Origin of the sequence: Citrobacter sp. wls757 (genome assembly GCF_005280935.1) — a bacterium.
GTDB lineage: Bacteria > Pseudomonadota > Gammaproteobacteria > Enterobacterales > Enterobacteriaceae > Citrobacter > Citrobacter portucalensis.
In genome coordinates this window covers 43,768-56,126 of the sequence record NZ_SZWU01000038.1, presented here as the reverse complement: position 1 = coordinate 56,126, position 12,359 = coordinate 43,768, and the positions used below count along the sequence as shown (strand labels likewise).

Sequence of the window (12,359 nt, the reverse complement as noted above, 5' to 3'; positions counted from 1 at the left end):
CCGCAGCCGCCGCGCAAGTGGCGGCTCTCTATGAGGAGGAGCAGACCGATGTCGCAACCCTTACTGAAAGTGACCGACCTGGCGAAAAGCTTTTCCGGCGTTTGGGCGCTGAGCAGCGCACAGCTGACCGTCGGAGCAGGCGAAATTCATGCGCTGTTAGGTGAGAACGGTGCCGGAAAATCGACCCTGCTGAAAGCGCTGGCGGGCGCGCAGCCGCAAACACGCGGGGATATTTGGTTCAACGGCGAAACATTGCCGGTAGAAGACTCTCCGGTTGAGCGGCAGAACAAGGGCATTATCACGATTTATCAGGAATTTAATCTGCTGCCCAATATGACCGTCGCCGAGAATATGTTTCTCGGACGCGAACCGCGCAAACGCAACCTGATTGTTGACGAAAAGGCGGTAAATCAGGAAGCGCAGGTGATTCTGGATTACCTGCAACTGAACGTTGCGCCAACCACGGCCGTGGCCCGACTGAGCGTGGCGCAGCAGCAGATGGTGGAAATTGCGCGGGCGCTGACGCTGAACGCAAAACTCATCATTATGGATGAACCTTCCGCCGCGCTGAGCGACAGCGAAGTAGAAAGCCTGCATCGTGTGGTGCGGGAACTTAAAGGGCGTGGCGTGAGCATTATTTACGTCACCCATCGTCTGCATGAGGTTTTTCAACTCTGCGACCAGTTCACCGTTTTCCAGGATGGACGATTCACCGGGAATGGCGCGGTTGCACAGACCACCGTAGAACAGCTGATCCGCCTGATGGTGGGGCGCGATGTGGCCTTTAATCGCCGTCCGGCCAGCGAAACTCACCATGAAGATAAACCTGTGCGTCTGGCGGTGAAGGGGCTTAGCCGCGAAAAACCGCCGCTGGATCCGCACGGCATCGCGCTGCATGACATTAGCTTCCACGTGCATGCTGGCGAAGTGTTAGGCATTGCCGGACTGGTGGGGGCCGGGCGCACCGAAGTGGCCCGCTGCCTGTTCGGCGCCGACGGTTTTACTTCCGGCAGCTTTGAACTTGATGGCGTGCCATATCAGCCGCGCGATCCGCTGTTTGCGCTGGATCAGGGGCTGGCGCTGGTACCGGAAGATCGTAAAAAAGAGGGCGCGGTGCTTGGGCTGTCAATCCGCGACAACCTGTCGCTCTCCAGCCTCTCGTCACTGCTGCACTGGCGCTGGTTCGTGAATACCCGCAAAGAGGATGCCCTGATCGAGTCATACCGCCAGGCGCTGCAGATCAAAATGGTCAACAGCGCGCAGGAGGTACGCAAGCTCTCCGGCGGGAACCAGCAAAAAGTGATCCTCGCGCGCTGCATGGCGCTTAATCCTCGGGTGTTGATCGTGGATGAACCAACGCGCGGCATCGATGTTGGCACCAAATCAGAAGTCCATCAGGTGCTGTTTGATATGGCGAAAAAGGGCGTGGCGGTGATCGTGATCTCCTCCGATCTGCCGGAAGTCATGGCGGTTTCCGATCGGATCATCACGCTAAGTGAAGGCCGGGTGACCGGCGAGATCCACGGCGACGACGCCAACGAAGAGCGGCTAATGACGATGATGGCCATCAACCACAACGCCCTGAATGCGGCATAACGGAGTGATTCATGACGCAGATTATTTCTAAAACGCAGGTTCCAGCCAAACGCGGCGGACGTCTTGATCCCATTGCCTTTTTTGAGCGCTTTGGGGTACTGATTTTCATGATCCTGCTGCTGATTTTCTTTCAGTTGCAGAACAGCAATTTTCTTTCTGAACGCAATATTTTCAACATTCTGACCGAAGTCTCCATCTACGGGATCATGGCCGTCGGTATGACGTTTGTCATTCTGACCGCCGGGATCGATCTGTCGGTGGGCTCCATCCTGGCGGTCTGCGCCATGACCGCTGCGTATGTGATTAAGGGCGACAACTTCACCACCGTCGACCCAAACGCCTGGGGCGGCATGAGCTGGCTGATTGGCCTTGGTATCTGTATGGCGATGGGCACCGCGATTGGTTTTCTGCATGGCCTCGGAGTGACCCGCCTGCGTCTGCCGCCGTTTATTGTCACCCTCGGCGGGATGACGATCTGGCGCGGCCTGACGCTGGTGATTAACGACGGCGCACCAATTGCCGGTTTCGACGCGGGATACCGCTGGTGGGGACGCGGCGAACTGCTTGGTATCTCCATTCCAATCTGGATATTCGCGCTGGTGGCGGTAGGCGGTTATCTGGCGCTACATAAAACCCGCTGGGGGCGCTTCGTGTACGCCATCGGCGGCAACCCGGAGGCGGCGCGTCTGGCAGGGGTTAACGTGAAGCGCGTGCTGGTGAGCGTCTACGTGTTAATTGGCTGTCTGGCAGGGCTGGCGGGCTTCATTCTCAGCGCGCGGTTGGGCAGTGCAGAAGCGGTCGCCGGGATCTCGTTTGAGCTGCGCGTTATCGCCTCGGTGGTCATTGGCGGTACCTCACTGATGGGCGGCTACGGGCGTATTGGCGGCACCATTATCGGCTCGATCATCATGGGCATCCTGATTAACGGTCTGGTGCTGATGAACGTCTCGGCTTACTACCAACAAATTATTACCGGCTTAATTATCGTTCTGGCGGTGGCGTTCGATACCTACGCCAAGAGCCGTCGCGGCGCATTGTGAGGATCATGATGAAAGAAGTTCGTATTGGATTGATTGGCACCGGGTATATCGGCAAGGCGCATGCCATCGCCTATGCCCAGGCCCCGACGGTGTTTAACCTGCGCGGCAAGCTGGTGCGCGAAATGGTGGCGGAAGTCTCTCCAGAGCTTGCCGCCGAGCGGGCGCAGGCGTTTGGCTTCAATCGCTCAACCGGAGACTGGCGTGCGCTGGTGGCTGACCCGGCCATTGATGTCGTGGATATCTGTTCTCCTAATCATCTACACAAAGAGATGGCGCTGGAAGCGATTCGCCATGGCAAGCATGTGTACTCGGAAAAGCCGTTGGCGCTGAACGCCCACGACGCGCGTGAAATGGTTGAGGCCGCACAACTGGCAGGAGTGAAAACGCTGGTGGGGTTCAACTATATGAAGAACCCAACGGCGCAGCTGGCGAAAGAGATCATTGAGCGCGGAGAAATTGGTGAGGTGATCCATTTCTACGGCACCCACAACGAAGACTACATGGCCGATCCGCTTGCGCCGATCCACTGGCATTGTTTTAAAGAGACCGCCGGACTTGGTGCGCTTGGCGATCTGGCGGCGCATATCGTCAATATGGCGCAGTACCTGGTTGGGGATATTCAGCAGGTCTGCGGCGACCTGAAGATCGTGGTGCCACAGCGTCCGGCGAAAGTCGGTTCCTCGCAAATGGTGACGGTAGAGAACGAAGATCAGGCCCACGCGATGGTGCGCTTTGCAGGCGGTGCGCAAGGGGTGATTGAAACCTCGCGCGTTGCCTGTGGCCGCAAGATGGGGTTGTCGTATGTGATTACCGGGACCAAAGGAACCATCAGTTTTACTCAGGAGCGTATGGCTGAGCTGAAGCTCTATCTGCATGACGATCCGGTCAACCGCCAGGGGTTTCGCACTTTACTGGTTGGCCCGGCGCACCCGGACTACGGCGCGTTTTGCATGGGAGCCGGGCATGGTATCGGCTTTAACGACCAGAAAACAGTAGAAGTACGTGACCTGGTGGACGGCATTGCCGCCGATGCACCGATGTGGCCGGACTTTGAAGAGGGCTGGAAGGTGTCGCGCGTGCTTGACGCTATCGCACTCTCGCACCAGGAAGGCCGCTGGCTGAACGTGAACGACATTGTCTGAAGAGGTATCAACGTGGAAAAGCAGTTTGATGTGATATGCATGGGCCGCGTGGCGGTTGACCTCTACAGTCAGCAAATTGGCGCGCGCCTGGAAGATGTGTCGAGCTTTGCCAAATATCTTGGTGGTTCGTCTGGAAACGTGGCTTACGGCACGGCACGCCAGGGACTGCGTTCTTCAATGCTGGCGCGGGTTGGCGACGAACATATGGGGCGTTTCCTGCGTGAAGAATTAAACCAGGTAGGCTGCGATACCAGCCATCTGATCACTGATAAAGACCGCCTGACGGCGCTGGTGCTACTCGGCATTAAAGACCGGGACACCTTCCCACTGATTTTTTACCGTGATAACTGCGCGGATATGGCGATTACCGCCAGCGATGTTGATGAACAATACATCGCTTCTGCTCGTTGTCTTGCCATCACCGGGACGCATCTTTCTCATCCACAAACCCGCGAGGCGGTGTTGACGGCGCTCGCTTACGCCCGGCGTCACGGCGTGCGTACGGCGCTGGATATCGATTATCGCCCGGTGCTGTGGGGACTTACTTCCTTAGGCGACGGCGAAACACGCTTTATCGCCGCCGATCAGGTCACCCGCCAGTTGCAGGAGGTGCTGCATCTTTTTGATGTAATTGTCGGCACTGAGGAGGAATTTCATATCGCGGGCGGCAGTACCGATACGCTGCAGGCGCTGTCGCAGGTTCGCGGCGTGAGTCACGCGACGCTGGTCTGCAAGCGCGGTGCGCTTGGCAGTTCGGTGTATACCGACGCGATCCCGGCCCGGCTGGACGATGGCCTGACGGTCACCGGCGTGCGCGTAGAGGTGCTGAACGTGCTGGGGGCGGGCGATGCGTTTATGTCTGGCCTGCTGCGCGGCTATCTTAACGATGAGGGGTGGGAGCAGGCGTGCCGCTATGCAAATGCCTGCGGCGCACTGGTGGTATCACGTCACGGCTGTGCGCCAGCGATGCCGAGCAAAGTTGAGCTTGATGATTATCTTTCTCGCGCTGCAGAGGTTCCGCGTCCGGATCTCGATCCGCATCTCAACCATTTGCATCGCGTGACGACCCGTCGTCGCACATGGCCGGAACTGTGCGTGATGGCCTTCGATCACCGTAGCCAACTGGAAGAGATGGCGTTGCAGTGCGGCGCGTCTTTGAAGCGTATTCCGGCATTGAAACAGCTTATTTTGCAGGCCAGCCGTGAAGCGGCCAACAGCGCCGGGCTGGAGGGCAAGGCCGGGCTGCTGTGCGATGGTACGTTTGGTCAGGATGCGCTGAATGCGATAACCGGAGAGGGCTGGTGGATAGGTCGCCCTATCGAACTGCCGGGGTCGCGCCCGCTGGAGATGGAACACGGCAATATAGGCTCGCAGCTCATTAGTTGGCCGCAGGAACATGTGGTGAAGTGTCTGGTCTTTTTCCATCCGGAAGATGCCCACGCGTTGCGTCTGGAACAAGAACAAAAAATCGCTGAGGTGTACCGCGCCTGTTGCCAGTCCGGTCATGAGCTGCTGCTGGAGGTGATTTTACCGGCCAGTATGCCGCGCAGTGATGAACTGTATTTGCGCGCCATTTCCCGTTTCTACAACTTAGGGATCTACCCCGACTGGTGGAAACTCCCACCGCTGACTTCTGCTGGCTGGACGGCGTTGAGTGACATTATCGAACGGCGCGATCCGCACTGCCGTGGCGTGGTGATCCTGGGTCTGGACGCTCCGGCAGAGCAACTGCGTGCTGATTTTAAAGCGGCTGCGGGTCATGGGGTGGTGAAAGGTTTTGCCGTGGGACGCACGCTGTTCGGCGACGCTTCCCGCGCGTGGTTGAAACACGATATTGACGATGCGCAGCTGGTGGCGCGCATTAAAGATAACTACCTGCAGCTTATCGCCTGGTGGCGCGAGCGCGGACAAGCATAATTCAGGAGAAGATGATGACGGTACAATTAGGTATTAATCCACTGACATGGACGAATGACGATCTTCCTTCACTGGGCGCAGAGACGTCGCTTGATACGTGTCTGAGCGAGGGTAAAGAGGCTGGATTTGCTGGTTTCGAACTGGGCAACAAATTCCCGCGTGAGGCGCGACTGCTCGGCCCCATTTTGCAGCGCCACGACCTGCAACTGGTTTCCGGCTGGTACTCCGGACGTCTGCTGGAACGCAGCGTGGAGGAGGAGATTGCCGCTGTGCAATCGCACCTGACGTTACTGCGCGAACTGGGAGCGAAGGTGCTGGTCTTTGCCGAAGTCAGTGGCTGCATTCACGGCGAGCAGCAGACGCCGGTACATCTGCGTCCGCGCTTCCCGCAAGAGCGCTGGCAAGAGTACGGTGAAAAGCTCACCGAGTTTGCGCGCTACACCCAGCAGCAGGGAGTACAGATTGCCTATCACCACCACATGGGAACGGTGATTGAATCTGCTGAAGATGTGGATAATCTGATGACGAATACCGGTGATGAAGTTGGCTTGTTGCTCGACACCGGGCATTTGACCTTTGCGGGTGCCGATCCGTTGGCTGTGGCGCAGCGCTGGGCATCACGTATCAACCATGTTCACTGCAAAGACGTACGTGCCGACGTGCTGGCGGATGTCAAAAACCGCAAAACCAGCTTCCTTGATGCGGTGCTGAGCGGCGTCTTTACCGTGCCGGGAGATGGCTGCGTTGACTATCCGCCAATCATGGCATTGCTGAAGGCGAACCAGTATCAGGGGTGGCTGGTGGTGGAGGCGGAGCAGGATCCAGCCATCGCGCATCCGCTGACGTATGCGCGTCTGGGCTATAACAACCTTAGCCGTCTGGCGCGGGATGCCGGGCTTATCTGAGGAGGTGATATGTCACGTTTATTATCACGCTGGCAGCAGCCGGACGCGCAAGGGTGTACGCAGTCAGTGACACCGGAAAGCGCCGGTTGGGGATATGTTGGCTTTAGAGCGTATGAACTGGAGGAAGGGCAGCAGCTTACGCTGCCCGCCGTCAGCGAAGAACGTTGTCTGGTACTGGTCGCCGGACGCGCGACCATCACCACGCCGGGCGCAACTTTTACGGATATCGGTGAGCGGATGAGCCCGTTCGAACGGATCAAACCGTGGGCGGTTTATGTCACTGCTGGTGAAACCATACAGGTTCAGGCGGTGACCAGACTGGAGCTGGCAGTCTGCGCTGCACCGGGGAAAGGCACGCACCCAACACGGCTGATCGCACCTAAGGATATCGACGGGGAAGCGCGCGGCAAAGGTCACAACCAGCGCTACGTGCACAACATCTTACCGGAAGATAAACCCGCAGATAGCCTGCTGGTGGTGGAGGTGTGGACCAACGAAGGTTGTACCAGTTCTTACCCAAGCCATAAGCATGACACCGATAATCCCCCGCAGGAAACCTATCTGGAGGAGACTTACTACCATCGCCTCAACCCGCCGCAGGGATTCTGTATGCAACGGGTGTACACCGACGACCGGTCGCTTGACGAGTGTATGGCAGTCTATAACCGCGACGTGGTGATGGTGCCGAAAGGGTATCACCCGGTGGCAACCCTGGCGGGATATGACAGTTACTACCTTAACGTGATGGCCGGCCCGGTTCGCAAATGGATGTTTACCTGGGAAGATGAACATGCGTGGATTAACAGGGATTATCCGGTTGATAAGTAAGGTCATGAATGGCTTTGTTAAAAGTGAGTCGTTTTTTTCCCTCCTTTTGATGAGTAAAAGGGGGAGGAATGGGATGACGGTTGGCGCTATTTAAGTGCTCATTATTCTCATCGCTCGCCTGGCCATGAGAATAATGCAAGCGTCGATATATTTGAGGTTATGGCAGTAGCCGGGGTGCTCTCGAAAACACCCCGGCTATCTTTTGTTGAGGGCTAATTAGAAATGATATTTCAGTCCTAACGTTGCCGAGCTGTTGTTATAACCGTTGTCTCCCATCTGGAGGCCCACATTACCCCACAGATTTAAATCTGGTGTAATCTGGCCTTCGACACCCAGTTTAATCTCTCCCAGATTGTGAGCACCTTCCTGGCTGACGCTAACGTCGTCCATTTTAGTGCTAAAACTGCGTGTATTATGGAGCCAGTTAGCTTCAATAAATGGCTGGAATTCGCGGCCTTTGCCCTCATCCATTTTATTAAAGCTTTTCAGGTAGGCTCTGGCTCCAAGACGGGTTTGAATATTACCGTTACCATTCATCTCGATACGCGTTCCGTTAGCTTCCCGATGGTCATCAGATTTGACCCCCATCCAGGTAATTTGCGCCTGCGGTTGAACATACCACTCATTAACGGTTCCTTTGCTGCCAGAGAATTCGCCAGCTTTAAAGGTATATCCCGTTTCAACAGAAGCTGTCAGACCTTTGGATTTATAGGACTCAGAAGCCAGTCCTTCACCTTTTACATGGTTGTCAAACCATCCATATTGTGCCCAACCGTCGAGGTACAGGCCTTTATGGTCGGTGTTATCGGCAAACCATGTAGCATAAAGGCCAGTGCTATAGCCATTGACGCTACCTCGCGAGGTGTAACCCGTTGCTGATGAGCGGGTCTGATTATTGTCATGACCATACCCGGCCATGATCCCGAGACGCCAGCTATCATGCCCGTTGGTTGAGCCCTGCGCGATATCGCTGCCGAGCTGCATCACATAGCGATTACTTTGAGTACGTAATTGGCTGCTACCGTCATACCAACTTTGGTGGCCACCTGCCTGACGCATCCACATACCGGTGGTTTTAATCTCTCCGGTTGACACATCTGTGTACTGAGCTTTGCCCGAGCGATCGTGTAACTGCATGTTAAACATGGTGTTTACGGCAGCATGGTTCGCGGTATAGGTCCCTCCTTCCGGGCGAAGCATATGCTCTGTGGGCGAAACCGGTTTTTCGGGTTTTTCAGGCTTATTCAACTGACTGGTCAGATACCAGTGATTATTGTTAGCCCCCTGACCTCGAACCAATGAATAATCATACGCGCCCGCAGTGATACGCCCGCTCTGAGTAAAATCACCATCAGAACGGCCATCAACATGAATAAGCTCAATCCCCTCCAGAGTTTGTGAACCCTGGCCTCCTGCATTGGTGACACTTACTTGAGTATTGCCAGTGGTATCACCTTTTACAATAAGCTTATCGGTGACCGAACGGTCGTCCCCCAGAACCGTATCAAAATTAATAACACCATTGTCGCCGTGGTAATTTCCTTCAACAATCAGCTGATTGCCTGCGGACTGTCCAATATTCCCTAAAGATATCGCACCCTGGTTGGTGAGATCTCCGCCAACAGTAAAGTGGCCTGATGCTCCATTTCCGGCAACAAACAGTCCGGCATTATGGATACTGCCTAGTACCGTTCCCGCGCCTGAAAGCATACCGGCAGAAGATATATTGACCTGCTGGCTCGCTAAGGTAACAGGTGCATCCTCCTGACCCAGCATCAGACCCCCTTGTTGAATATCAGTGGTGCCGGTATAGGTGGAATCTGCAGTCAGAGTGATAGTGCCCTGACCCTGCTTGATGACATTACCGCTGCCATCGACCTGGTTTTGCATGGTCCAGTCATCCAAGCTGTTAAGGATCATGTCACCCTGATTATGAATGGTCGCCTCCCCCAGATGTTCGGCGGCTGACGCCACTAATTGTGTGTTTTTATCCAGGTTAAGCTGGCCGCTAAATCCACTGTTATCCCCCTCAAGAGCGACGTTAGATTCGCTGAATGAAACTTCACCCTTACCGCTAAGGTTGTTGGACAAGTGTCCCTCAACGGCATTGAGATTGAGGTGGCCATCGGAAATAATCTCCCCGGTCCCCAATCCCTGAACATTATCCAGAGTGACCTCTGCGCCGGAAGCGATGGTCGTTGTTGCGCTTAAGGACGCATTATTGCCCTTCACGCTAAAGACACCGTTATCTATATTCAGATTACCGCTGCCGACCAATGCTCCTGCGGATGTTCCGCCGTTAGAAATCGTCAGGCTACCGCCATTAATATTCAGAACTGATCCCACCGCGCTGGTTAGCTGCCCAATCGTCTGGCTATGCCCATTCATATCCAAAACGGTCTCTTCTGCCATCTGCAGACCTGCTGTATGGCCCAGTACATTATCATTGAGCATCAGTAGATTACCGCTGCGCAAATCGGTCAGACCGGTGTAATCATTATTCAAACCTGACAGTGAAACTGTGTGGCCTTTCTGGCTGTCGAGCGCCAGATCCCCGGAGCCGGTCAGGCGGGAACTCAATTCCGCAGCCGCTCCGGTTTTTCCGTTGGCGTTCAGGATCAATGCATTCTGACCCTGTCCTTGTAATTCAATCTGTGTCAGACCGTAGCCCACATAAAGGCCGTCATGATTTTGCCCACTGGTCAGGCGATAGTCATACGTTCCCTTTGCTACAACCTGTCCGTCCTGGCTGATGTCATGCTGAACAGCATCTGTTATCGCGTTACCGTTCAGATCCTGTAGTTGCAGGTTTCCGGCATCTCCTGTTACAACGGTTGCTGAATTGGTGGAAACCAGCTTAATTTCCGCATTGGCGTCTTCCTGCTCCATTAAGGAGAGACCGGTATCAATACCCTGAGATATGGCGTCCACTACGCCCACAGGATTCACCTGCACAGCACCAGACCCAGTCAGGTCTAACTGATCTTTAACATTCACCATTTTGTCGGTTTGGTGTATGCCGGGGGTAATGTTACCAAACTCAATGGTACCGCCAGAAAAGGCCAGGCTTCCAATGGACTGTGTGCCAGTGCCCAGTGAAATTTCACTTCCTTTTCCTGCAATCAGCCCTGCTTTTGCAAGAGCATCGGTGTTGGTTCCCTGCAGGTTGAATGTCGTATTCTGTAACGCCAGTGCACCAGTGAACCCAGAGGTCGCTGTGCTATTTTTAAAAGAGAAAGCGTGATTTCCCGTATCGACACTCAGGATGCCGGACCCAGAAATCTGGTGGTTAAACAACCAGTCGCTGGTACTATTGAGCTGCAGTTTCCCGGCAACGGATAACCCGGCAGAGCCCAGGTTTTTCTGATCGGACACGGTCGCAACGGCACCCGATTCAACATTGATCTTGCCTTTAAAGGCGCTGTTATCACCCATTAACGCCACATTTCCGGCGCCGACGGAGATAATACCGTTCCCCGTAATCTTATTGGTGAACTCCATGTCATTTTGAGCGTTCAGCAAGAGTTTGCCGCTATTGCTAATATCAGCGGCTCCCAGGTTCTGCGTAACCCCAAGGGTGGCATTCTTGGCAATTTTTACTTTGCCGCTAAATTTTGAGTTATCTCCGGACAAAAACGTTGTGCCATTAAGCGCATTGATATTACCCAGCCCCTCACTGCCGCTTGATATATCAGCTGTTATATTGGCGTTATCACTGGTGTGGTTCAGTGTGATTTTTTTATTGTCCGTACTAGCCCAAACGAATTCTATTTTCTTGGCGTCAATAATCCCAGCAGCTTTAGCTTTCTCTCCTTCTTGAGCGCCTAATGCTAATTCTGAGTTCGTACTCAAACTAATTTCTGGAGCAGAGATTTTCCCCATGTCTGATACCACTAAAGTGGTATTTGAATCTTGGTTAAAATATCCTAGGCTTAATTTCTCACTGGCGTTAATTTCTCCCTTGTTATTAACCGACAGGAATTGATCGCCACCGTAGCTCTTGAAAACACCCATGAAGAATGTTTGAGTATTTACCTGGCTACCTTCGCCGCTAATGTTTCCCCTTTCATAGGTAAGACGACTGGTCCCTTTAACATGAATCTTACCGCCATCAGACACGTTAAAATAACCGCCAGTTCGCCAGTTGTCTGATGCGCTGTCATATAAGTCGTCAGCATAGAGCTCGCTGCCTGCATTGGACACGTTAAGGTAACCCGTACCTCTCAGCAGAACGTTTAGCTCACCATTGATACGCACTGTTCCTTGGGTAATATCCAGCCCACCACCTGATGTGAAGGTCAGGCGGGGGCGAGAGTCCGGCGCATTAATCACCAGGTTGGCATTATCTTTTACATTGATATGGTAATTAATGGAGTGACTGTTTTGGCCAAAATCAATGGTGTTATCTGTGATGACATCAATATCATCAGCAAAAGCCATTGATGAGCATAGCGCTACAGCACCGGCTAATAACGCCCTGGACTTTTTTTTCGTGTTCTTCCTTCCCAGTTCGGAGCACACACACCAGCAATTACGGACTTTACTCCATTTTATTTGATATATTTTGTTCATAAACTCTCCGCAAAATAATCATAATAAAAATTTAACACTTTTGGGGTGAAATATTTATCGGGATACATTTTTGAGAGTGAAAATGTAGATCTCCGAATTGATGATATATGTCACGTGTCATTAATGTGATGTAAACATCGATACCGGATACTCGATTCAAGTTTCCCTGCGTAGTTTGTCACGTGATAAATTAATTTTGATAATATAGCCATCTGGTTGGAAATATTTTACCTGAGGTTTTGTCGATATTTCCAGCCCCTTTATTATATTGCTGCTTGTTTTCAAATCAACGGGGGAAGGGGAATCATCGAGAGTGAACTTAGCTTTGCTAAAGCTATTACAGTTCTGAGTCTTAGTGG

8 protein-coding genes are annotated in these 12,359 nt (G+C 53.6%); 6 read left to right on the top strand and 2 right to left on the bottom strand.

The genetic code is table 11. The annotated features are described in order from the left end of the window. Nucleotides 1-48: 48 nt before the first annotated feature. The 6 genes from FDW94_RS10355 to iolB are packed head-to-tail and all read left to right on the top strand — an operon-like array spanning nucleotide 49 to nucleotide 7,428. Entirely contained in the window at nucleotides 49-1,596 is a 1,548-nt protein-coding gene (locus FDW94_RS10355) for a sugar ABC transporter ATP-binding protein (protein ID WP_003839789.1), read from the top strand. Nucleotides 1,597-1,607: 11 nt separating this feature from the next. After that, nucleotides 1,608-2,636 (top strand): ABC transporter permease, encoded by a 1,029-nt coding sequence (locus tag FDW94_RS10350; RefSeq protein ID WP_003826102.1) that lies wholly within the window; start codon nucleotides 1,608-1,610, stop codon nucleotides 2,634-2,636. Between the two features lie 8 nt (nucleotides 2,637-2,644). After that, a complete protein-coding gene (locus tag FDW94_RS10345) occupies nucleotides 2,645-3,778 on the top strand; it encodes a Gfo/Idh/MocA family oxidoreductase (protein ID WP_137377553.1) in 1,134 nt (377 codons plus the stop codon). Between the two features lie 12 nt (nucleotides 3,779-3,790). Then, nucleotides 3,791-5,695, top strand: a complete 1,905-nt coding sequence (gene iolC, locus FDW94_RS10340; protein WP_057068476.1) for a 5-dehydro-2-deoxygluconokinase — start codon at nucleotides 3,791-3,793, stop codon at nucleotides 5,693-5,695. A gap of 14 nt (nucleotides 5,696-5,709) precedes the next feature. Then, on the top strand, nucleotides 5,710-6,600 hold the full coding sequence (gene iolE, locus FDW94_RS10335) for a myo-inosose-2 dehydratase (RefSeq protein WP_060683363.1): 891 nt from the start codon (nucleotides 5,710-5,712) through the stop codon (nucleotides 6,598-6,600). Between the two features lie 9 nt (nucleotides 6,601-6,609). Beyond that, nucleotides 6,610-7,428 carry a 5-deoxy-glucuronate isomerase gene (iolB, locus tag FDW94_RS10330; RefSeq protein WP_136392259.1) on the top strand — a complete coding sequence of 273 codons (819 nt, stop codon included), beginning with the start codon at nucleotides 6,610-6,612 and terminating at the stop codon, nucleotides 7,426-7,428. Between the two features lie 216 nt (nucleotides 7,429-7,644). On the opposite strand, the gene FDW94_RS10325 is transcribed toward iolB, so the two are convergent. Next, the gene (locus FDW94_RS10325) at nucleotides 7,645-12,000 is read right to left on the bottom strand and encodes an autotransporter outer membrane beta-barrel domain-containing protein (protein ID WP_137377539.1); all 4,356 of its coding nucleotides are present in this window, start codon (nucleotides 11,998-12,000) and stop codon (nucleotides 7,645-7,647) included. A 156-nt stretch (nucleotides 12,001-12,156) separates the two neighbouring features. Further along, a partial coding sequence (locus FDW94_RS23615) for a hypothetical protein (protein ID WP_212734175.1) occupies nucleotides 12,157-12,359 on the bottom strand: 203 nt, incomplete at its 5' end.